The organism is Arcicella rigui, assembly GCF_034929435.1.
In the GTDB taxonomy this organism is placed as follows: domain Bacteria; phylum Bacteroidota; class Bacteroidia; order Cytophagales; family Spirosomataceae; genus Arcicella; species Arcicella rigui.
The window spans coordinates 244,114-268,553 of record NZ_JAYFUM010000005.1; the positions used below are offsets into that span (position 1 = coordinate 244,114).

General features: G+C 37.1%; 18 protein-coding genes. 12 read left to right on the forward strand and 6 right to left on the reverse strand.

Annotated features, from left to right (window positions below):
- Positions 1-163: 163 nt before the first annotated feature.
- The 3 genes from VB248_RS04540 (at position 164) to VB248_RS04550 (ending at position 5,386) form a co-directional block, all read left to right on the forward strand.
- A complete protein-coding gene (locus VB248_RS04540; RefSeq protein ID WP_323295552.1) occupies positions 164-3,505 on the forward strand; it encodes a VCBS repeat-containing protein in 3,342 nt (1,113 codons plus the stop codon).
- On the forward strand, positions 3,502-4,833 hold the full coding sequence (locus VB248_RS04545; protein WP_323295553.1) for a vanadium-dependent haloperoxidase: 1,332 nt from the start codon (positions 3,502-3,504) through the stop codon (positions 4,831-4,833). The genes VB248_RS04540 and VB248_RS04545 overlap by 4 nt, the downstream gene beginning before the upstream one ends.
- 67 nt (positions 4,834-4,900) lie before the next feature.
- Entirely contained in the window at positions 4,901-5,386 is a 486-nt protein-coding gene (locus tag VB248_RS04550; protein WP_323295554.1) for a GAF domain-containing protein, read from the forward strand.
- Between the two features lie 36 nt (positions 5,387-5,422).
- Here the strand turns inward: VB248_RS04550 and VB248_RS04555 are convergent, their stop codons facing one another.
- The 6 genes from VB248_RS04555 to VB248_RS04580 form a co-directional block, all read right to left on the reverse strand.
- The gene (locus tag VB248_RS04555) at positions 5,423-6,040 is read right to left on the reverse strand and encodes a hypothetical protein (RefSeq protein WP_323295555.1); all 618 of its coding nucleotides are present in this window, start codon (positions 6,038-6,040) and stop codon (positions 5,423-5,425) included.
- Positions 6,040-6,300 (reverse strand): hypothetical protein, encoded by a 261-nt coding sequence (locus VB248_RS04560; protein WP_323295556.1) that lies wholly within the window; start codon positions 6,298-6,300, stop codon positions 6,040-6,042. The genes VB248_RS04555 and VB248_RS04560 overlap by 1 nt, the downstream gene beginning before the upstream one ends.
- A 299-nt stretch (positions 6,301-6,599) precedes the next feature.
- Complete coding sequence (locus VB248_RS04565) at positions 6,600-7,343, reverse strand: GLPGLI family protein (protein WP_323295557.1); 744 nt, start codon at positions 7,341-7,343, stop codon at positions 6,600-6,602.
- Positions 7,344-7,608: 265 nt separating this feature from the next.
- Positions 7,609-10,422 (reverse strand): outer membrane beta-barrel protein, encoded by a 2,814-nt coding sequence (locus VB248_RS04570; protein ID WP_323295558.1) that lies wholly within the window; start codon positions 10,420-10,422, stop codon positions 7,609-7,611.
- Positions 10,423-10,629: 207 nt separating this feature from the next.
- Positions 10,630-12,135 carry an alpha,alpha-trehalase TreF gene (treF, locus tag VB248_RS04575; protein ID WP_323295559.1) on the reverse strand — a complete coding sequence of 502 codons (1,506 nt, stop codon included), beginning with the start codon at positions 12,133-12,135 and terminating at the stop codon, positions 10,630-10,632.
- Between the two features lie 107 nt (positions 12,136-12,242).
- Entirely contained in the window at positions 12,243-13,499 is a 1,257-nt protein-coding gene (locus VB248_RS04580) for an MFS transporter (RefSeq protein ID WP_323295560.1), read from the reverse strand.
- A 254-nt stretch (positions 13,500-13,753) separates the two neighbouring features.
- Here VB248_RS04580 and VB248_RS04585 point away from each other — a divergent pair, with 254 nt between their 5' ends.
- From VB248_RS04585 to VB248_RS04625, 9 genes are all read left to right on the forward strand, one after another.
- Entirely contained in the window at positions 13,754-14,629 is an 876-nt protein-coding gene (locus VB248_RS04585) for an AraC family transcriptional regulator (RefSeq protein WP_323295561.1), read from the forward strand.
- Positions 14,630-14,706: 77 nt separating this feature from the next.
- Positions 14,707-15,426 (forward strand): (Fe-S)-binding protein, encoded by a 720-nt coding sequence (locus VB248_RS04590; protein ID WP_323295562.1) that lies wholly within the window; start codon positions 14,707-14,709, stop codon positions 15,424-15,426.
- A gap of 104 nt (positions 15,427-15,530) precedes the next feature.
- Complete coding sequence (locus tag VB248_RS04595; protein WP_323295563.1) at positions 15,531-16,907, forward strand: lactate utilization protein B; 1,377 nt, start codon at positions 15,531-15,533, stop codon at positions 16,905-16,907.
- 243 nt (positions 16,908-17,150) lie between these two features.
- On the forward strand, positions 17,151-17,543 hold the full coding sequence (locus VB248_RS04600; RefSeq protein WP_323295564.1) for a VOC family protein: 393 nt from the start codon (positions 17,151-17,153) through the stop codon (positions 17,541-17,543).
- Between the two features lie 202 nt (positions 17,544-17,745).
- Positions 17,746-18,330 carry a LutC/YkgG family protein gene (locus tag VB248_RS04605; RefSeq protein WP_323295565.1) on the forward strand — a complete coding sequence of 195 codons (585 nt, stop codon included), beginning with the start codon at positions 17,746-17,748 and terminating at the stop codon, positions 18,328-18,330.
- Between the two features lie 346 nt (positions 18,331-18,676).
- Entirely contained in the window at positions 18,677-20,974 is a 2,298-nt protein-coding gene (locus VB248_RS04610; RefSeq protein ID WP_323295566.1) for a TonB-dependent receptor, read from the forward strand.
- A 95-nt stretch (positions 20,975-21,069) separates the two neighbouring features.
- Entirely contained in the window at positions 21,070-22,470 is a 1,401-nt protein-coding gene (locus VB248_RS04615; protein WP_323295567.1) for an HmuY family protein, read from the forward strand.
- Between the two features lie 7 nt (positions 22,471-22,477).
- Entirely contained in the window at positions 22,478-23,329 is an 852-nt protein-coding gene (locus VB248_RS04620; protein ID WP_323295568.1) for a heme/hemin ABC transporter substrate-binding protein, read from the forward strand.
- Between the two features lie 21 nt (positions 23,330-23,350).
- Positions 23,351-24,427: a FecCD family ABC transporter permease gene (locus VB248_RS04625; RefSeq protein ID WP_323295569.1), complete on the forward strand. Its 1,077-nt coding sequence runs from the start codon at positions 23,351-23,353 to the stop codon at positions 24,425-24,427.
- Positions 24,428-24,440: the final 13 nt, after the last annotated feature.

Below are 24,440 nucleotides of genomic sequence, written 5' to 3' on the forward strand. Positions count from 1 at the left end.
GAAATTCAATATTGTAAAATTCAAAACTCACAATTCAGCACTCAAACTTATCGCTCATTGAATTATACTTCATCAATTTTTAAAATTCAGATTAGCAAAATATCGTATTTTTTCTCAACTTCGACTAAACCCTTTTTAGTCGAAGTTTTTTATAAGATTTTATATGAAGATTCCAGTGATGAGCCATTCCCCTTCTAAAATACTTTCCTTTATTTTCTTGAGTTTATTATGCTTTGAGGCTACTGCTCAACAAACTTTGTTTCAAAAGCTTGATGCTAAAAAAACAGGTATTGATTTTATCAATCAAATTGATGAAACAGAGGAGTTGAACGTAATGGCTTATGAGTATTTTTTCAATGGTGCTGGTGTAGCCGTTGGCGATGTAAATAATGATGGCTTGGAAGATGTGTTTTTTACTGCCAACATGAAAGCCAACAAACTGTACTTGAACTTGGGAAAATTACAATTCAAAGACATCACCAAAACGGCTTCAAAAGATTTGGAAGGTAGAAAAGGAGCTTGGAAAACTGGAGTAACCATGGCGGACGTAAATGGCGATGGATACTTGGATATTTATATTTGTTATTCAGGAAAAGTAGAGGAGGAAAATCGCCGAAATCAGTTGTTTATCAATCTTGGCAAACAAAAAGATGGTTCAGTAAAATTCATCGAAAAGGCAAAAGAGTATGGTTTAGATAGTCCTTGTTACAGTACGCAAGCGGCTTTTTTAGATTATGATTCAGACGGAGATTTAGATATGTTCTTGCTCAATCATAATGTAAAGAAGTATGATAACATGGAGTTGGCTCGCCTCAGAAATGAAATTGACCCTCTGGCTGGAAATCGTTTATTTGAAAATAAAAACGGACATTTTGAAGACGTTTCTGCCAAAGCGGGTATTCATCAATATCCATTAACTTTTGGTTTGGGTGTTGCCATTGCCGACATCAATAAAGATGGATTGCCAGATATTTACGTTACCAACGATTATAACGAACCCGATTATTTGTACATCAACAAAGGCAATGGTACTTTTCTGGAAGACACCAAAAAGTCATTACAACATCTGGCTCAATTCTCGATGGGCGTGGACATCGCCGATATAAATAATGATGCTTTGCCTGATATTCTTTCGCTGGATATGTTGCCAGAAGATAATCGCAGACAAAAGCTATTACAATTACAAGAAAACTATGAGTCGTTTGAACTCATGCAAAATCAAGGTCTTCAGAAACAATATATGCACAATATGTTGCAACTGAATCAAGGAAATGACCGAAACAAAATTCCATTTTTTAGTGAAATTGCTCGCCTTTCGGGGCTATCAAGTACCGATTGGAGTTGGTGTCCGCTCATTGTTGATTTTGACAATGATGGATTGAAAGACGTTTTTATCAGTAATGGTTATTTAAGAGATTATACCAATAAAGATTTTTTAAGATACTGGGGCGACTACAAAATCCGCAAAGCAATGGACAGAGAACCCATTCAATTGATGGATTTGGTGCGTGCAATGCCTTCAACAAAATTGCCCAATTATATCTTTAAAAATAATGGTGATTTAACTTTTAGTAACCAACAAGAGGCTTGGGGAATGTCTGCTCCAAGTATTTCAAGCGGAGCAGCGTATGCAGATTTAGACAACGATGGCGACTTAGATTTGTTGATTAATAATATCAACGAAGAAGTTTCTGTTTATCAAAATACGAGTAGAGAAAATGCTCAAGGGCATTATTTTCAAGTAAATCTTATTGCTGACAAAACCACGAAAACAGTACTTGGCTCTAAAGTATATTTATATGCTGGCGGTCAAGTACAATACCAAGAAGTAAATCCTTATCGTGGTTATTTGTCTTGTGAACCTATGCGTTTACATTTTGGTTTGGGTAAAAATACAAAAGTCGATTCGCTCAAAATCGTTTGGCCCGACCACACCGAACAGTGGCTCAAAGCATTGTCGGCAGACAAATTACTTTCTATTAAAAAGAATAGCGAACCGATTTCCTCTTTTGAACTTATCGAAGACCCAATTTTTCAGAAAGTATCTTCAAAAATTCCCTATTTACACGAGCCTTTTATCGAAAATGATTTCAAGCGTCAGCCTTTAATGTTGTTTATGTATTCGGCTACTGGGCCAGTACTTGCCAAAGGCGATGTGAACAAGGACGGTTTGGAAGATGTTTTTGTGAGTGGCGATAAAAATCGTAATGGAAAAGTACTGATTCAGCAAAGTAATGGTACTTTTTTGCCGATTGAAAATTTAGAAATTGGCGATGAAAATAATTCATCTATCGTTGCGGCGGTTTTCTTTGATGCCAATGGTGATGGCTTTCAAGATTTGTATATTGCCAAAGGTGGGTATTCACTGTTTGAAGTAAATACACCTTCGTTTCAAGATGAAATCTTCTTGAACAATGGCAAAGGAAAATTATTTCCTTCTACTTACTCTTTGCCGAATTTGAGTGCCAGTAGCAAAGCATTTGTGCGTCCTTGCGACTTTGATAAAGATGGAGACACAGATTTGTTTGTGGGCGGAAGAGTACTGCCCGGTCGTTATCCTATCGCACCCGAATCGTTTTTATTAGAAAATAATGGTCAGGCGAAATTTACGATAAAGAACATTCCTTTTGCCAAATTGGGAATGCTGACAGATGCACAATGGACAGATATTGATGCCGACGGCAGACAAGACTTAGTGATTTGTGGGGAATTTATGCCTATCAAAATTTACTTGAACAAGCCAGAAGGTTTTGTTGATAAAACAAGTACTTACTTCTCGGAAACAGATAATGGTTTGTGGTTTTCGCTGGCTTTGGAAGATGTGAATGGTGACGGTCAAAAAGATATTATTGCTGGAAATTATGGCGAAAATTCTGTCATAAAAGTGTCAAAGCAACAGCCTGCCGAATTGTACTTTGCTGATTTTGACGATAATGGTTCAATTGACCCCTTCTTGAATTTTTACGTACAAGGCAAATCGTATCCTTTTGTAAGTCGTGATGAATTGAACGACCAAATTTTCCCGATGCGAAGACGATTCTCTTCTTATAAAAATTACGCTGACGCTACCATCAACGAAGTATTGACGAAAGAAGAAATTGCCAAAGCAACAATTTTAACATTGAATGAAAACCGAACCGTTTGTTTCCTGAGCAGTATCGGAGCAGATAAAAGTATTCAATACCAAAAGAAAGTACTGCCTTTACAAGCTCAATTTGCCCCAGTTTCACAGATTTTAGTAAAAGATTTTGACAAAGACGGAAAAAGCGACCTTTTGTTGTTGGGAAATAAAACCGACAATCGTTTGAAATTAGGCAGTATGGATGCCAATTATGGCTGTCTTCTGAAAGGAAACGGCAAAGGAGATTTTACTTACCTCAACCAGATTACTTCTGGACTTTCGGTGAAAGGTGACGTAAAATCTTTTGTAGAAATGAACATTGGGGCTGAAAAATATTTAATCATTGCTGCTTTTAACCAAGCACTTCAATTTTATAAAGAATGATTTATCTAAGAAAATTTTCCCTGCTGATAGCTTTACTTTGTACTTTTTCGGTACAGGCTTTCAAGGCAAAAAAAGAACCAACAGCCTATTTACAACCTGCTGTTTTCTCTTTGACTATGGTGATGCTCCACGATGTAGTAAATCCGCCAGCGGCGAGTAGATTCTACTCATACAGTTTGTTGGGAGCTCACGAAATACTGGCACAGCACGACCAAACGATTCCTTCGCCGAGTACTTATATCAAAGGTTTCCCCAAATTCAGTATTCAACATTCGGGCGAGTACGACTACCATTTGGCGGCTTTGTACGCAATTTTGGAGACAGGAAAAAGGATGTTGCCTTCGGGTTTTCAGTTGGAAGAAGACCAAAAGAAAATTCTTGAAAGTTGGAAAAATGATGGCTATTCAGAGCAAGTCATTACAAATTCTATCAATGTCGCTCAAGAAGTATCACAAAAAATGGTGGCTTGGGCAAAAAATGATGGCTACTTGAAACTAAGTACTTTAAGAAGGTACAAGCCTATAAAAGGAGAGGGGAATTGGTATCCAACTCCGCCTGCCTATATGGAAGCCGTTGAACCTAATTGGCGAACGATTAGACCAATGTTGATAGATACTTGTAACCAATTTAAGCCGATTCCGCCAGTAGCGTACAGTGCCGAAGAGGGAAGTGAATTTTATAAATTGGCGAAAGCGGTATATGACATTAGTAAAAATTCAACTTTAGAGCAAAGAACCATCGCTGCTTTTTGGGATTGTAACCCTTTTGCCATCAATACTTCTGGACACATGTCGATTGGTTTCAAAAAAATGAGTCCGGGCGGACACTGGATGAATATCACAAGTATCGCCTCGAACAAAGCAAAACTTCCGTTTGGACAGTCGTTGATGCTTCATTCATTGGTTGCCACTACTTTGATGGATGCTTTTATTAGTTGTTGGGATGAAAAGTACAGGAGTAACCGAATCAGACCTGAAACGGTAATTAATAAATTGATAGATATTCGTTGGCAACCACTTTTACAAACGCCACCGTTTCCAGAATATACCAGCGGACACAGCGTAATTTCAACCGCTTCGGCAGAAGTATTGACTTACTTTTTGGGAGACAGCTTTGAATACATAGATGATTCTGAAATCTATTTTGATTTACAGCCACGCAAATTTACTTCTTTCCGACAAGCCGCTAACGAAGCTGCCGTGTCACGTTTTTATGGTGGCATTCATTATATGGACGCCATCGAAAACGGACAAACACAAGGTGGAAATTTAGGGAAATTTGTAGTGAATAAAATCAAAACCTTAGGGATTCAGCCTTTTGTGAAGTAGCATGGTTTGAGATTTAGTACTTAATGCCTAATTTTAAGCTTTATTTTCTTTATCAACATCAATCATTATGGCAGAGAGTTTATATATTCCTACAACCGAAAATCGTCAAGAAATTTATGAGGCAATTTTGCCACAAGTAAAGGCTTTAATTACGGATGAGGCTGATTTAATTGCCAATCTTGCGAATATTTCGGCGGTTTTACGTGAGGCTTTTGGCTTTTTTTGGGTAGGATTTTATCTGAAAAAAGAGAATCAATTGGTTTTAGGCCCATTCCAAGGCCCAATTGCTTGTACTCGTATTCCGTTTACAAAAGGCGTTTGTGGACATTGTTATAGCACTCAGCAAACCGTAATTGTACCAGACGTAGAGGAATTTCCCGGACATATTGCTTGTGCCTCTGCTTCAAAATCTGAAATTGTATTGCCTGTTTTTGATAAGTCTGGAGAGGTATGTATGGTACTGGATGTTGACTCTGATAAGTTGAATGATTTTTCAGAAACAGATGCCGAAGGTTTAGGCAATATTTTAAAAGTATTGGAAGGAACTTTATAAGTTCTTCCATTAATGATGTTAGATAATTGTTTAAATCTACTCTAAAGTTAACCAGCTTGTTACTAAGGATGAGTATTCTCCAAAAGTTAATTCGTTAGGTAGCCAATTATTTTCTTCACAAAGAGATGGCAATGACTCTTGAAAGAGCTTATATTCATAGATTATCTTAGAGGCACTTGGGAGTTTATCAGGTGTTTTTGTAGAAAGCCAATTTCGAATAATTTTAATTGCTTCTTCCACAGAATCTTTATGTTCCTTAATGTCTTGCCCTGATAAGTCCGAAATAAATTGCTTAAACCTGAATTTTTGACTTTCTATTATTAAGTATTGATTTAATCTTTGTCTTTTCGTCCCAAATTCAATTGCCCCAATACAAATTCCTAATTCCAATGGCATATTGAATCTTGGTAAATTTTCTGTTTCGCTCAAGGCTACTCTTGATAAATCATGGATAGAGTATTTACTTTCACGAATTAATTGAACAATATTTTGGATTCTTATACTTGAAGAGTCTTCATATTCTTTGGCACAACGTAAAATGAAACCACACTTATGAACCACGAATAGTATAGCATTAAAGATTTCTTCATATTTTTCGTCGAAAGGACAATTGATAAAAACGTTACGTTCGTAGTTGGCAATAGGCTGTTTCATTAGACACTCTTTTTACTATTTTTTACTTTAATTACAGCATTTTCTGCTTTTAAGGCGATTTCTTTTTTCACATTAGGGTTAGGCTTTATCGTAATGCTTTCTTTTTTAACACCCTTAAAAGGTTTTCCATCAGATTTTACATCAATGAATTTACCAGTTTGGGTATCTCTTTTTACATAATTTCCTGTTGATGGGTTAAAGATTTGACTTCTACCTTTTACTTGCCCTTTTCTTGAATTATTACCTGTATTGGTTGCCATATCTTATTGATGTTTTTAAGATGTAATGTGTGCTGTAATCAATTTATAGAAATGATTCTTTCTGAATGATTTGAGCTTATTCAAATTTACAAATTTTGTGTATTTATAAACACTTTACTTTAAAAAGTATTTTTGTAAGTTGCTGTGTATTTAATAGATAGAATAAAATATACTTTTAGTAAATAAAAAGCCTTTCTTTTTTCGGAAGACCGAGAAAAGAAAGGCTAAATTATATTTTACTCAGATGATTTTAAAAATTTCAGAAATATAATTCATATCTCATAATTCATACCTCATCCTTAATACCTAATCGACCAATAAGGGTTCATTTCTTCTTTGATTTTCTCTTTAATGAATTTATCCGTCATTTCCTGATAGGCTTTCTCATTGAGTTTTTTGCCTTTCAGTTTTTTGGGTAATGCCATTTCTTGGTTTAATTTCTTGAACTCAATCTTACTGGCTTCTATCATCACTGTGCCGTCGTTGATGTCTAATTCCAGAATCAATCCGGGTAAGCCCCAAAGTCTTTCTGGCCCTGCATTCGACATAATATCTTGGGCAAACCATGCTATAATTTTTTGCTTTTTGATAGTGTCTTCAACCATCGCTTTCATACAAATATGTCCAGCTACTTCTTTGATGTCATTTAGGATTTTCCAGTTAGGTACTTGCAATGAATCTTCAATAATGTAGGTTTTTCCTAAGATTTCAAACACATCTGTCATAGTGTTTTTAGCAAAATTTCTGTTCACAATGTACTCTTCTTTTCGCCAAGCATAGCCTTCTGATTCATCCGTTTTTTCGTCTGAGTTGACATACTTACTTTCGTTTTCATTGAAATACAAAAGTGTATAGACTTTCCAATCATCTTTTCCCGCAAACATATAAGTAAGTTTTTCCTTTTCTTGTTTACTTAAATAAGTAAGCTGATTGTTCATTTTTGTCCAATAGGTTGTACGAGTAAAGTACACAACCCCTTCGGTATTTTGTGCTTGAAGCGACAAAGTGAATAAAATAAATGCGAGTGTGAGTATTTTTTTCATAATTCAAAATTTAGCTATAAGCTTTGAGCTACGAGCTATGAGTTTTAAGTTTTTAGCTATAAGCTTTGAGCTGTAAGTTATGAGCTTTGAGCCTTGAGCTACGAGTTTTAGTTTTTAGCTATAAGTTTTAAGCTTTGAGTTGTGAGCTTTGAGATTTAAGCTACGAGCTATGAGTTTCAAGCTTTGAGCTGTAAGTTAGTTATGAGCTTTGAGCCTTGAGCTACAAGTTTTAGTTTTAAGCTCATAGCTCAAAGCTCACAGCTACCTAAAACCAACCTTCGTTTTTCTTTAATTTATCAACATGACCTTTTACGTTATAAGTAAGACTCAACATAAAGTATCTTGCCAAAGTAAGTGCCGTTTGGTTGGTAACATAGTTTTGATAACCTCGTTGAGTAATAGATTGACGCTTGTTGAAAACATCGAATGCTGCCAAACGAATTTCTAATTTATTGTCTTTCATTACTAAACGTCTTACCGAACAGTTAAGAATTGGAATTTCTTGATTAAAATTAAAGCGGTCGTTGCGATAGCTGTTATAGTCAAGATTAGTCTCAAAAAAGGTTTTCTTAGCAAAATTCCACTTGATAGACGCATCCAATCCTTTTGTTTTAATATCCTGATTTTGTCCTTCTTCAATAGAGTACTTAATGGTATTGAAGCCTAATCTACTGCTGAAATTCATCAAGAGTTTATCGCTTGGCGTAAGGCTAAAGCCTAAATTGACCGAATAGCCTTGATTATTAGTTTCATTTTTTACTCCGTTAATAAAGGTTGGATTTGAAGTATTATTAACGCTTCCGTTCATATTCACCGTTAGTTTAGTCTTGATAATCGGGAAACTTGTATAAATACCTACATTGATTCTTTTTCCACCTTCGATGTTCACGGGCTGAGTACGAGTTACAAAATTGGCATCAATCGTTTGGTTATAAACAATTTGGCTCAAGTAATAATTGTAGCTCGTCCACAAACTGATGTTGGCAAAAGTAGCTGGGTCGAATTTGTAGAAATCAAGACCAATTTCATGGCTTTTGGTAGGTAACAAATTCTGATTACCCGAAGTGATATAAAATGGGTTGTTGTTGTTGACAACGGGTTGTAAATCGCTAATACTTGGTGCTTCTACGTTTAGGTTATAATTGAAACCTAAGTAAGCATTGTTTTTAAATTCAATACTGGTAGAAAGATTAGGCGTGATTGCCTCGAATGTTTTCGTGATTTCAGAATTGAGGGCAGCGTCTTTTTTAGGATACAGTTTTCCGTTTAAGTCATAACGCAAAGCCGCCAAACCAGCAGAAATATTAATTCCCGAATGCGAGTAACGAACGCTACTTCCAATTCTGTTATAAGTAATGGTGTTTTTGTAGAAGGTACTCAAACTGTCCATTCGCTTATTTTCTAACAATGAATTGAATGCGTCTCTGCCTACGTCTTGTTTACTGCTGTTGAAATTATAGAAAGATTCCCAATAGATTTTTTTAGAAAGTGGTTCTAAGAAATACAAACCGCCTTTTATAAAACTATTAGTATTGGCATTTTGGTTGAGCTGACCAATGGCTTTAATTTGGTCGTTTACATTTTGGGCTGCAAAGAATTTTGTGAGTGATTTTAGATTATCAGTTCCATCTGTTGAAGCTCTACTGAATGCCAAACTCGAAGCAAAACTACGTCCTTTCTTTTTGAATTTATGTCTAAAAATAGCTGTACCCGATAAATTAAAGGCATTCAGGTCTGAACCATTACCAATATTTGATGCGTTTTGAAGTGCATTATTTTCATTAAAAAATCGCTGACTTTGAGCAAGCGTAGTATTTGAATTACTAAAACTCAAATTTGCTTTTGTAATCAAAGTATTGCTTGAATCTAACATTTGTTCAAATCGTGCCGCAACGCTGTGGTTTCCTCTGAAACTACTCGTATTACTGGTATCACTGGTATTGAAAGAACTGTTTTCCAAGAAAGTTTTTCTACTTTCATATTGGTCGAGATTCAGTTTGGTCTGATTGTAAAAGTAGCTTGTACTTAGTTTTGTTTTCTTGAAAGTATAATTGTAATTCACCCCGCTTCCAAAGTTTTTGGTAAAACCCTTTCCATCGAAATTATCTAAAATTCCACCCCCATCCATAAAATAGTATCTGCCACCACCACCAAAACCAAAGTCGCCATTGTCATTTTGGTTGAAAGAGTTATTTCCTTTAAACTCACCGTAATCACTCCAGTTTACACCCGTTTCGTTGATGTTGTTGGTATAGCCAAGAATTGAAAACTGTTCTTTTTTATTGAAACGGTTATAATTACCACGAAAAGCGTTTCTTGATTCAGTACCCACAGCTCCCGTAATTTTTCCGAAAGAGCCTTTTTTGAATTCATCTTTTAGCTCCAAATTGATGGTTTTTTCTTTTTTACCATCGTCCACACCTGTCAAGGTCGCTTGTTCAGACTTTCCATTAAATACTTGTACTTTAGAAATCGTTTCAGCACCTAAGTTTTTGGTAGCCGCTTTGGGGTCGTCGCCGAAAAAGGTTTTGCCGTCCACCAATACTTTTTTTACGTCCTTGCCTTGTGCTTTGATATTACCACTGGCATCTACTTCAATACCGGGCAAACGTCGGAGTAAATCTTCTACCGATGAGCCAGGTGGCACTTTGAAAGAAGCCGCATTGTACTCAATGGTATCGCCTTTGATACTCAGCGGAGCTTTAGCCGTTTTTACGACTACCTCTAAAAGTTCTTGTGAAATGGGTTTGATTTTGATTGCTCCTAAGTCCGTTATTTCGTTGTTGGCAACACTGATTTTTAATTGATACGGAAGGAAACCTACGAAAGAAATTTTTAGGAGATAATTGGCATTTTTTACATTCTTAAATTCAAAAGCTCCTTTGTCGTTGGCTCTGGCAAAATTGACTAATGCCGAATCTTTAGGTTGTAGAAGCATAACTGTGGCCCCAGACATGGTGGTCGAGTTGGTGTCTTGTACAATACCCTTAATGGTTACTCTTGTCGGAGCTTGGGCAAAGATGAGCGTAGAAACAGAAAGTAGGTAAAAGAGGCACGTGAGTATAGTAGATTTTTTCATGATGTAATTATTGATTTTTGATGAGGTTTAAAATGAAGATGTAAGGTAACTATTTTTTTAGTTATAAAAAACATCTTAACACATTTTAACAATATAATATCAAGGATGTAGCTTTTGGGCAATTGTTGCAATTCGCTGAAGAATTATTTAAAAAAAATGGCTGATAGTTGTTGTGAAACCATCAGCCGTTTTATAAAGTACCAAAATCTATGAATTCAAAAATTTAATCATTACACCGTTTGTCCAACCAAAGCCGTCTTGATTGGGGTACTCGCCACCACTGGCATTGATGTTTGGTGTTTCTACGTTGTATTTTTCAGTCATTTTCCCAGTTTTTTGGTAAACTGTTTCGTTGGTTTTCATCCAACGAGTTTTGATTTTCTCTGCCAAATTATCAATTCCGTAGCGTTTAAGTCCTTCATAAGCAATGTATTGTAAAGGTGCCCAGCCGTTTGGTGCGTCCCATTGTTGCCCAGAAGTATGTGTGGTTGTGATTAAACCACCTTCTTTCAAGAAATTATCTTTCAGTATTTTGGCTACATTACTTGCTTGGAATTTGTTGGCAATTTCAAAAAATAGGGGAAAAACGGCGGCTAAAGAGTATGATTTTGTCGGTTTTTGTTCGATAAAATCATAGTCGAAGTAAAAGCCAATTTCTACGCTATAACAATATTTTTTAATGGCTTTTTCTCTGTTTTTTGCCGCATTATAAAACTTCTTGGCAGAGTAATTATCTTCAAGAAGTAAAAAGGCACGGAACAAGGTTTTTTCAAGATTAAGCATTAAACAATTCAAATCCACAGGAATAATATCAGTAGTGTGAATGGTCGTCATGTTTTGTCCATCCTTAAACCAACGACTGCTAAAATCCCAACCCGATTCTGCGGCGGCTCTGATGTGTCGATAGATTTTCTCAGCACTTTCAGTAGCGTGTTCTGCAATTTCTAAATCTTCTTTATAAGCCTCTGGGCGTGGCGTTTCGTTGGCATCCCAATAACGATTCAGTAAACTTCCGTTAGGCATTTTTACCACTCGTCGCTCTGCTTGATTTGTACTTGACAATAACTCTTTGCCTTTCATCCAAAAGTCATACTCTTTTTCTAAAGCAGGCAAATATTTCAAAAGTACTTCATCGCCTTTTTCTTGACGGAGTAATTCTACCATCATAGCAAAAAATGGCGGTTGTGAACGTCCGAGAAAGTAAGTTCTATTTCCGTTGGGAATGTAACCCAAAGTATCAATCAAGAAAGCAAAATTGTCAATGATGTTTTCAATCAAATCTATTTTGCCATGCACTTGCAAGCCCAACATCGTGAAGTAACTATCCCAATAATAAATTTCTTGGAATCTTCCTCCTGGAACTACATAGCGAGAAGGAAGACGAATCAAAGATCCGTTTTCTTCTTGTTGTTCGGGTTCACGGGTGAGTATCGGCCATAAATCTTCCAAGTGTTGAGCAATCGGTTTTGAAGTATCGCTTTTGTACTCGTTGGTAGATTGGCTGTTGGCCTGATAGTTTTCCTCAATGAATCGTGATAAATCAAAACCAGCTACCTGACGAGCTTGATTGTATTTTTCGGTAATCAAAGCTTCGTCGTACTTGGGTATGAAGTCGTTGAAGGTTTTTGAATCTGGAAAAATGTCACTCAATTGAACATCAATGAACAATTGAGTAAATGTTTGTTTATCAGGAGAATTAGTAAAGTTGGACATAACTCAACATCGCATTCGAGTTTGTTGTTAGACAAACAAATCTTGAATATTAATTTATAGATTGTTTATAAAAAGAAAAAGCAATTGCAAGGTATTATTTTTTGGAATTAATGCCCAACTGTACTATTGAATTCTACACTTTTTTTGTTTGATAATTTATTGAAAATAATCAAACAAATGATAAGTAGAGTCATCGGAATTAATGAAAAGTAAAAAGCACTTTCTCCACCAAAAGCCTCAAAGATGTGTCCAGTAATCAATGAACCCGTTGTACCGCCTAAAGCTGAAAAAATTACGATTAAACCCGACATTACTCCATGCTGACGAGTAGGCAATGAACTCAAAATGACCGAATTAATTGCTGGATAAATAGGAGCAATAACTAAGCCAATCATTGGAAAAATAAACGCAACAAGCGGAGCATTTCCCCAACCAGTGATTACTTCGTTGCCCAAACCTTTGGCTAAAGGCAAAGCAATAATTACCAAAGTACCTGCTAATACTACACAAGTAAGCAATACATAAAGCCATTGAATTTTGCGAAGTAAAATACCCGCCAAAAAACGCCCAACCGCTGTGGACGCCGCCAAGATAGCTGCCATCTGGATACTTAGAGTAGCCGGTAAATGCAGTACTTTGCTGTTGAAGGTAGGTAGCCAGCTCATGATACTTTGTTCAATCAGTACATAAATAAAAGCACTCGCCACGAATACCAATACAACGGGGACAATCACCAACTGAAGCATTTCGGCAAAACCTCCTGTTGTATTTTCAGTAGGAGTAACTTTAATACTTGATTCATCCAAAGGCGAGCTTAATAGCAGTAAAAAAGCCAAAGCCGCCAAACCTGCCAATAAATAATATACATGAACCCAGTCTTTAGATTGTGGGTTTTGGTCGTCGATAAAAGCACTAAAAACAAAACTACCCGTAAGTACGCCAATCATAAAAAACGATTCTATGAAGTTCATCATACTGATATGCTCGCTTTGGTCTTTGGTGATAAGCCCGATTGTACCGTAAACGGATACTTTAATCAAGGCAAATGAAGTACCGACCGAGGCAAACAATAATTTTGTCATCCAAAATTCATTGACTACTGGCATAAGTAAACAAGTACAAGTAACAATAGCCAAAGCCACCAGCATTGCTTTTTTGTAACCTATTTTTACAATAAACGAAGCTACCAAAAATGAAACACCCGCAATACTCAAATCTTTGAAGGCCTCTAAAATAGCCGCCGCCGATTCTGAAATATTGAAAGTAGCCTGTACTTGTAAAATGACAGCCCCAACGCTGTTTAACAAGATAGCAAAAAGGAAATAATTGATAAAAATTGAGATTTTAATCTTCCAATTGTTCATAGTATAAATTTTGATTTTGCTTGAATTAAAAAAAGAAGCGGAGGATGTCCGCTTCTTTTGGTTGGGTTCAGGGATAAAAGAGTATAAAATGGTTAATGATTTCTACAAATTTCCATAAATATACGTAAAAAAACTACTCTTTTTTTATTACAAAAGAAGACTATTTTAATATTTTTTGATAAAACGTAGTTTATTTTTTAGTAAATTAGCAATAAAAAATGAAAAATTAATAAATTTTATAAGAAAAGTATCAAATGAGGGCTGAGTTTGAAATCATTCAAGCTGATGAGGGGAGTTCTTTTCGGCTTTTGCATCAAAAAGTTTCTGTTGGAGCTTTCCGTTGGAGCTATCATTATCATCCAGAGTACGAGATTGTGGTGGTTTTTCAAGGCTCTGGTAGAAGGCACGTCGGGAATCATCTAAGTTATTATACCGATGGCGATTTAGTATTGATTGGTTCAAATGTACCGCACGCTGGTTTTGGCTACGGCACGATGGATTTGCACGAAGAAGTAGTAATTCAATTTAAAGAAAATTTTTTAGGCGATAATTTTTGGGAATGTCAGGAAATGGCAGCCATTAAGCAACTCTTTGAACGCTCAAAACAAGGAATAGCTTTTCATGGCGAAACTCGTACAATCTTGAACGAACGTTTTCGGAAATTACTGACATTACCTCATTTTGAAAGACTGATTGAACTCCTAAATATTCTTCAATATTTGGCGAATGCTACTGAATATACTCTGCTAAATCCTGTGGATATTCGCTACAATTTTAGCCTAAAAGACCAAGAACGCCTCAGTAAAATTTACAAGTTTGTCGAAGAAAATTTTACGCAAGAAATAGACATTCAAGTAGTTGCCGATTTAGCAAATCTTACAGTGCCTGCTTTTTGTAATTACTTTAAAAAGAACGTTAATCAAACTTTTACAGAGTTTGTTAATGAGTATCGAGTGAATCAGGCTTGTAAAATGCTTTTGCGTGGCGAAGAAATTTCGGATGTATGCTTTCACTGTGGCTTTAATAATGTCTCTTATTTCGGCAGAGTTTTCCGAGAATTGAAAGGAAAAAGTCCATCGCAATTCAGAAGAATTTTTGCCGAAACCAATACAAATCTCTCGCCAACATAAGAGTACAGTACGCTCAAAAGAGTATTTTACCTGTAATTTTGGGCTTTATAGTAAAGATTGAATTGAAGACTCAGAAAATGAAAGTAGCACTCTTTATTCCTTGTTATATCGACCAATTTTATCCTCAGGTGGCCATTGCTACTTTAGAGCTTTTAGAAAAATTTGGTTGCGAAGTACATTATCCATTAAACCAAACTTGTTGTGGACAACCCATGGCAAATTCTGGTTTCGAGCATCTCAGTAAAGGATGTGACAAAAACTTTCTTGAAAATTTTAAAGGCTACGAATACATTGTTTCGCCTTCGGGTAGTTGTACGCTACATGTGAAAGACCACGTTTTGGGTAAAGATGGTGGAAACGCCAAGATTTATGAACTCACAGAATTTTTGGTTGATGTACTAAAAGTAGAAAACCTTCAAGCTCATTTTCCGCATAAAGTTGGTTTGCACCAAAGTTGCCACGGACAGCGAGGTTTGAAATTGGCTCAAATGTCGGAATTGGTTGCTACGCCATTTTCAAAACCAGAGAAATTACTGAAAATGGTCGATGGTTTGTCGTTGATTGAGTTGGATAGAAAAGACGAATGCTGTGGTTTTGGTGGTACTTTTTGTGTGGCAGAGGAAGCCGTTTCTGCAAAAATGGGAAAAGACAGAGTAGCCGACCACCTTCGCCATGAAGCTGAATTTATTACTGGTGCAGACGTTTCTTGTCTGATGCACATGGAAGGCATTTTGAAAAGAAAAGGCTCAAGTGTAAAAGTAAAACACATCGCTGAAATTTTGAATAGTAAAATTTAGTGAGTTGTCAATTAGTGAATTGTGAATGAGTGATTTAGTAATTGTTATTTGTGTTAATAATCACTAAATCATTAAATCACTAATTCACAATTAAAAAATACCTGATGAATACTCCAATCAAAGACCACGCTACGGCGTCGGTTGAATTTAATAAAGACGAAGATTACGTAAACTGGCACGACGAAACCCTTTGGTTTGTGCGTTCAAAGCGTGATAAAGCCGTTTTTCAGATTCCAGAATGGGAACAGTTGCGTGAAGCGGGTTCGCAAATCAAAAATCATGGTTTGTCGAATATGCACGATTTGCTTATACAATTTGAAGAAAAAGCTACGCAAAACGGTATAAAAGTACACTGGGCTGCTGATGGCAAAGAACATAACGAAATTGTACTTTCGATTTTGCAAAAAGCGGGCGTCAATCGCATGGTAAAATCGAAATCTATGCTGACGGAGGAGTGTCATTTGAATGATTTCTTAAAAGAAAAAGGTATAGAAGTAATAGATTCAGATTTGGGCGAACGCATCGTTCAGATGAGAAATGAACCGCCTTCGCATATCGTTTTGCCTGCTATTCACTTGAAAAAAGCGGATGTTGGTGAAACGTTTCATATTCATTTAGGAACTGAAAAAGGAGCAACCGACCCACAATATTTAACCGAAGCCGCTCGCCAACATTTAAGAGATACTTTCTTGACAAGAAAAGTGGCTTTGACGGGTGTAAACTTTGCCATCGCCGAAACTGGCGGTTTTGTGGTTTGTACTAATGAAGGAAACGCTGATATGGGAACGCACTTGGCGGACGTTCATATCGCTTCGATGGGTTTTGAAAAGATTATTCCTAAAGCCGAACACCTCAGCGTTTTCTTGAGATTATTGGCAAGAAGTGCTACGGGTCAGCCGATTACTACTTTTTCGAGTCATTTTCACAAACCACGTGAAGGACAAGAAATGCACATTATTTTGGTGGACAATGGCAGAACAACGCAATTAGGTCGCCCAGATTTTAGAAATTCTTTGAAATGTATTCGTTGTGCGGCTTGTATGAATACTTGTCCAGTCTATCGTCGTTCGGGTGGATTTAGTTATCATTCGGCTGTGGCTGGACCAATCGGCTCAATCCTCGCACCGAATTTAGATATGGAAAAGAATGCAGATTTACCTTTTGCTTCAACGCTTTGTGGTTCGTGTTCAAATGTTTGTCCCGTAAAAATTGATATTCACGACCAATTGTATAAATGGCGACAAGTATTAGCACAAGGTGGTTATGTTTCTAAAGTAAAAACGGTGGGAATAAATTCAATGGCGACGGTTCTGAATTCGCCAAAATTCTTTAGAACAGCTGGTAAATTGGGAAGATTTTTTATGAAAAATGCTCCTTTCTTGGTGAATAATAGCATGAATCCGTGGTACAACCAAAGAGAAATGCCCGAGCCACCAAAAGAGAGTTTTAGAGATTGGTATATTCGTGAAAAGGGTTTGTAATTTGACTTTAAGACTTGAGGACTTTAAGACTGTATGACTGGAAGATTTAGGGACTTTTGGATTCAAGATACAAGAGTCAAGATGTTTTGGTAGAGTGTTCGCTTGCCGTGGTCTGTGTCTCACAGACCACCAGTCGGCTAAGTGTTCAGTGAGGACACTGAACACGACAAATAATTCCTCCAGTCTCAAACAATTCCTCCAATCCTAAAGTCCTCAAGTCATAAAATCCAAAAATCTAAAACAATGAAACAAAGCATCTCCCAAATGACTTTAGTCGTGCGTGATTATGATGAAGCGATTGAATTTTATACTCAAAAACTTCAATTTGAACTCGTGGAAGATACGCCATTGACCGAAACTAAAAGATGGGTTTTGGTACGACCACAAAATTCAAATGGTTTTTGTTTGTTACTGGCAAAAGCGGTGAACGAAGAACAAAAGAAAAGCGTCGGAAATCAATCGGGTGGGAGAGTATTCTTGTTTTTGAAAACAGACGATTTCTGGAGAGATTTCCACCAAATGAAAAGCGTAGGAATTGAATTCGTCAGAGAAGCTTCGGAAGAAGTTTATGGCACAGTAGCAGTATTTAAAGATTTATACGGAAATCTTTGGGATTTGATTGAAGATAGATTTTAAGTATTAGAGACTTTATGACTTTAAGATTGGAGGACTTTAAGACTGAACGATATTGAGATTTCAGTGCCGTGGTCTGTGTCTTCACAGACCATCAGCCGACGAAAGTGGTGTCCTCACTAACCACGGCACAAAAAATCCTAAAGTCCTTCAGTCTTCCAGTCCTCAAATCCACAATCCCATAGTCTCAAAAAAAAATAAAAAAATGTCAAGCAGAGAGAAAATATTATCCCTTATCAAACAAAATCAACCTGAATACCAAGAGCTAACGGTTCAGTTTAAATTTGATACGGTTTACGAAAATAACTTCGAGAAATTTGCTGAAATTCTCAGTTTTGTAGGTGGAAAAGCTATCGCCGTGAATTCTTATGAAGCGATAAAAGCGGATATTCAAGCTCATTATAAAGGAGTAACCAATATTGCCAGTACCGTAAAGGAATTGGCAGATTTGGCGGATTTTAGCTTAAATGTCAGCGACCCACATGAATTAGAAACCCTTAACTTAGCCATTATCGAAGGCGAGTTTGGCGTTGCCGAAAACGGAGCTATTTGGGTTTCTGAAAAGCAATTACCCCACAGAGTACTGCCGATGATTACACAATATTTAGTAATTATCATCAAAAACTCAGAAATCGTAAGTAATATGCACCGTGCCTATGAAAGAGTAAAAGTTGATGAAACGGGCTTTGGAACGTTTATTTCTGGGCCATCAAAAACGGCGGATATTGAGCAGAGTTTGGTGATTGGAGCTCACGGAGCAAGAGGTTTGACAGTTTATGTAATGCAGTAGAGTTTATCTTGATAAATATATTTTAAAGGCAAATGGACTATCCATTTGCCTTTTTTGTTTGATTAAGTCTCAGACAACCCCTTCTTAAAATAAGAAATTCCAAGTCTTTTTCTCAAAAAAATAACTTAGAATGATTTTCATGTTATTTGTATTTTATTGGTAAATATTTGATTGTTAGTGTCTTATAATTTTGATAAATTATTATTTAAAATTATTCTAAATAAGTGTTGATTTATATTTCTCTATTCTATAACTTTGTCTATTATTTATAATAAGTCTAAATAAAAATAAATAATTCAAATTAACCTCTTTGTCTGAACCTTCAAAGTGAATTAATTCAACAAACATGAAATATAGAATCGGATTGATAGCACTGTTCTTTTTAGGAACGGGATTACAGGCTATTGCCCAACAAATAGTACTGAAAGGAAAAATTACAGCGTCGGATGGAAAGCCCGTTGAAGGTGCATCGGTGATACTGCTTCAACAGCAAAAAGGAACGCTGAGTAATCAGCAAGGCGAGTATGTATTAAATGTGCAGAAAGTCCATTCGGCTACTTTGAAAGTGAGTTTTGTGGGTTTTAAAACCATCGAAAAAAAGCTAAGTTTTGACAAAAATCTTAGGCTTGATTTCACGTTAGAAGCTTCTACCCAAGCTTTGAACGAAGTAGTAGTTACGGGGCAGTACGAACCACAGTCTGTTAAAAACTCAGTATTTCAAGTAAGGGTAATTGACAAAGCCAGAATCGAGCAGCGTGCCGCAACCAATTTATTGGGAGTACTGAATAATGAATTGGGTTTTCGTTTTTCAAATGATATGGCTTTGGGTACTACAGATATTCAATTGATGGGAATGTCAGGGCGAAATGTAAAGATTTTATTAGATGGCGTGCCGATGTTGGATAGAGGTGATACTCGTGAAAGTTTGAACCAAATTGATATTAATAGCATCGAAAGAATTGAAATTGTAGAAGGACCAATGTCTGTTAATTATGGGACAGATGCTTTGGCGGGCGTGATAAATATTATCACTAAAAAGCCGATTTATCAGCAGTGGTCACTTTTTGCGAAAGCTCAAGAAGAAAGCGTAGGCAATGAATATCAATTAATAAAAAATGGGAGTGAAGTAAGGCAAGGTGTTCATAATCAGAGTATTGGTGCTACTTGGCAAAATGCTTTATTGAATGCTTCGGCTGGACTAAGTACCAATAATTTTGGTGGATGGCAGGGAAATTCTACCGAAAGAAGTAAAGAATGGTTGCCCAAAGAACAGCTTTTAGGACACATTAAATTGGGCCTGACCAAAAGAAATGGAAGTATTTATTACCGAAATGATTTTCTGCATGAAACCATTACAAGTTTCGGAAATGTAAATGTCAATACTCAGCAGGCTCGTGACCAAAAATTTATTACTGACAGAATGATGCACCAATTGCAAGGAGAAATGCGTATTTCTGAGCGTTTGACTATGAATGCTTTGGCTTCTTTTACAGATTATCAACGTAAAACGCAGACCTCAATCATAGATTTGAATACTGGGAAAAGAACTTTGTCGCTGGGGCAAGGCGAGCAGGATGTTGCCAAATTTGACAATAAAATGTTAAGAACCACTTTTCAGTATAGATTTTCTAAAAACCTTTCTTTCCAACCCGGTTTTGAGATAAATCTGGATAATGCAAGCGGAGCAAGAATTGCGGGTTCACCCAAAATTAATGATTATGCCTTATTTGTTTCTTCTGTGATTTCGCTTGATTCTGTTGTTCAGATACGTCCGGGTTTGCGATTTATTCAAAACTCGGTGTATGATGCTCCGCCGGTTATTCCGTCGATAAATGCGAAAGTAAAATTAGATTCCAATTGGGATTTGCGTTTGGCTTATGCCCGTGGTTTTCGTTCGCCAGCTTTGCGAGAATTGTACTTTAATTTTTTTGATGCAAGTCATTCAATCAAAGGAAATCCCAATTTAAAAGCCGAAGAGTCCGATAGTTTTAATGCTTCGATTACCTATTTTTCAAGTAAAGAAAATAGATTGAATGTAAAATCAGTACTTACAGGTTTTTATAACGATTTCCGTAATCTGATTAGTTATGGCACAGACCCAAGCGACCCGTCAGTATCGCAGACGATTAATATCGACCGTTTCAAAACAGTAGGAACAACGTTAGAAAATACAGCTGTTTGGCAAAATCTGAGAGCTACTTTAGGCTTTTCGTACATTGGTCGATATAATCAACTGTTGAGTGATGAAGCTTACCAAAACCAAGCAATGCCCGAATTTTTGTGGTCGCCAGAAGTAAACGCCAACATTATGTATGCTTTGCCAAAGACAAAAACCACGCTTGGTTTATTCTACAAATACACAGGAAAACGTACTGCTTATCAGGCAGAAACCGAAAGTAATGGCGATGTAAAAGTCAGCTTAACAGAAGTGGCCGCCTACCATTGGGCTGATTTTACCATTACCCAAAAAATTACTTCTGCTTTGCAAATGAGTACAGGCGTAAAAAATTTGTTGAATGTAACTCGTTTGAATAATTCGGGTACTTCGGGTACGAGCGGACACAGCGTTAGTGGCCCAGTGCCTATGAGTTACGGGCGTTCTTATTTTGTAGGATTGACCTACAATCTTATCAGTAAAAAATAAATCTTTTTCAGTGAATCAATTACGGTACAGCCTTACTGAATAGTGGAGGCATGGCTATTTTTTCTTCTTAAAAATCTAAACTTTTATAAAAAAAGATGAAACGTTTATTCAATGTGTGGCTGGTATTGTCCCTTATCAATACAATATTTTTACTTGGTTGTAAAGACGAAGAAATTGCTTTGCCAGATAATTTGGCTCAATTTGAAAGTACAGAACAAGGCATGGATGCCACTACGACCGAGGCAACTATTAAGGTGAAATTCTCAAGAGCGGTAGAAGTAGCCACTACTGTTTCTGTACAACTTACGCCAACAGGAATGACTTATGGTACAGAATTTACCACTACTCCAGCCGCAGCAGATAATACCTTATCGCTATCAGTACCCGCAGGAAGTAGCGAAGTAAGTTTTAAAATCAGCAAAGCATCAGGTGTTTTTTTGAGTGGAGCAGAAACCTTGAAATTCAAAATTTCCAGCGTAACAACGCCTGCTTTGGTAGGTACAAATGCTGAATTATTAGTGAAATTTACTGCCATTGTTTCAGAAGGAACAAGTTTGAAATTGAACGGAGGAACAGGTGGTTCATCGGCAATTAACTCAGTTTTTGTTGATTTTAGCAATAATAACCAAGTATCAGTGGCTCGTGCTTCTTGGGATTTAGGTTTTTATGCAGGTAGTAATTTTGTGGTAAAACTCAATCATACAACGGCTTCAACCGCTATTGTTACCACAAAAAGCGATATTACCCAAGTAAATTCGGCTGATACTGTGGGTAAAAATCTCACTTTAGGCTTCGACCCAAGTCATTTTGCTTTGGTGGATGACATTACGGGCGATATTACTAAAACAGTGATAGCACAAGTATCCGCAACCGATGCCGATAATAAAGTGTATATCATCAACAGAGGTACGGGTGGAGCTACTACCAAAAAAGATTTGATAAAAGTAAGAATTCTGAGAACTACCGATGGAAGTGGATATACGCTACAATATGCTACTTTGACAGAAACTACTTTTAAATCTGTTACCATTACAAAAGACGCCAGCTACAACTTTAATTATGTGTCTTTTGAAACAGGAACGCCTGTAAGCGTAGAGCCAGCCAAAGAACTTTGGGATATTGAATGGACGGGAGCATTGTATAAAACCAATCTTTCGGCAACGGTTGAAATCCCTTATTATTTCTCAGACCAAGTATTCATCAATCATTTAGCAGGTGTGCAAGCAGCGGAGGTACTTACTTCAACGGTGAGTTATGAAAACTTTGCAGAGAGTAATTTAAGTGCTATTACGTTTAGTAGTAATCGTTCGACTATTGGGGCAAATTGGCGTGCTACTACGGGTACAGTAGGAGTAAAAACAGACCGTTTTTATTTGGTAAAAGATGCTGCTGGGAATGTCTATAAATTGAAATTCTTGAATTTTACTTCGGCAGACGGTGGCGAGCGTGGTTACCCAAATATAGAATACAAATTGGTTAAAAAGGCTTCTAATTAGTATATCAATGAAAAATAGTAGAAAAAATTACGCTGTATTATTGCTTTTTTGGCTCATCAGCACACAAGTATTTGGTCAAACAAAACCACAGAGAATTGTTTCTATCAGCGGAGCTGTTACTGAAATTTTGGTAGAATTGGGTTTGCAAAATCAGATTGTAGGAACGGATGTTACATCAAATTATCCTGCGGCAATTGAAAAATTACCCAAAGTAGGACACAATAGAGGTATTGGAGCAGAAGCAACTTTGGCACTTCAACCTACGATTGTAGTTGGAACTCGTGATGAAAAAGGACAATCTTTCTTAAAACCAGAAGTAGAAGAACAGTTCAAGTCGGCAGGGGTGAAAGTGCAAATGTTTACGCAACAGTACAGTATTGAAGGCACAAAAAAGCTAATCAACGAAGTAGCCAACTATTTCGGAAAGAAAGCCCAAGCCGCTCGCTTGATTCAGAAAATTGAATCAAGTTTGGCAAAAGTAAAAAAGCCAGCCATAGCACCAAAAGTACTTTTTATTTATGCTCGTGGCGTAGGGGCAATGTCGGTAGCAGGTAATGGCACATCCGTAAAAAGTTTGATAGAACTGGCAGGCGGACAAAATGCTACCAATGATTTTGAGAATTTCAAACCACTTACGCCCGAAGGTCTCATTGCGGCTAATCCCGATTATATCTTGCTCTTCAACAGTGGCTTAGAAAGTATTGGTGGCATAGATGGCTTGTTGAAAGTACCGGGTGTAGCACAAACCAATGCGGGCAAAAAACGCAAAGTAATTGAAATGGATGGCGTAATGCTAACAGGCTTTACGCCAAGAGTTGGCAGTGCAGTATTGGAGTTGAGTGAAAAGCTTAAAAAATGATTTTTATCTAAACTAAAAATAATGAATACAATTGCATGGCAACAATCTCGTTCACTGGGCTTTAGCTATACAAAAGCTGGTATTATCCTTACTTCTTTGGTGCTGATACTTATGGCTGTGGGCATCTGGGCAGTGGGTGTCGGGGCGGTGAGTATTTCTTTCAAAGAAGTAGGATGTATCTTATTGAACGAATTAGGTTGGGTAAATACGCATTTTTCAGAACAACAAGCTCTTATTCTTACCGTCATCCGATTGCCAAGAGTATTGATGGGAATGTTGGTTGGGGCAGTACTGGGTATTACGGGGGCTTCTATGCAAGGACTTTTTCGTAATCCTTTGGCTGACCCCGGACTGATTGGCATTTCTTCGGGAGCATCCCTTTTTGCCGTTGGAATGATTGTCTTGGAACTGAAAGTAATTCAAGAATTAAACGGATTGGCAGGCTTGTATGGAATGTCCTTTGTTGCCTTCTTCGGGGCTTGTCTTACTACCATTTTAGTATATCAATTATCAAAAGTGGAAGGCAAAGCCGTAGTGACAACCATGTTATTGGCAGGTATTGCCGTCAATGCTTTGTCTGGAGCAATTACTGGCTTGATGACTTACATGGCGAATGATGCCCAGTTAAGAACAATTCAGTTTTGGGGTTTGGGAAGTTTGGGAGGTGCTTCTTGGGATGCCCTAAAAGTAGCCACACCGCTGTGTCTTGTTCCCCTTGTTTTTGTGCCACGGCTTGGGAAAGCACTCAATGCCTTTGCTTTAGGCGAAAGTCAGGCAGAGCATTTGGGCATCAATCCTGTTCGCCTAAAGAATCAAGTAATTGTATTGACCACCCTTGGCGTGGGTGTTTCGGTGGCTTTGTGCGGAGCGATTGGTTTTGTAGGCTTAATCATCCCCCATATTATTCGGCTCTTGACGGGTGCAGACCACCGTTTGGTTTTACCAGCATCGGCTCTTTTAGGGGCAATTGTACTTACTTTGGCGGATTTGGTTTCCAGAACAATTGTAGCTCCTGCCGAATTACCCATCGGTATCGTAACAGCCATGTTAGGAACACCAGTATTTATTTGGATTTTGATTAAAAACAGAAATCAATAAGCGATTTTAACCT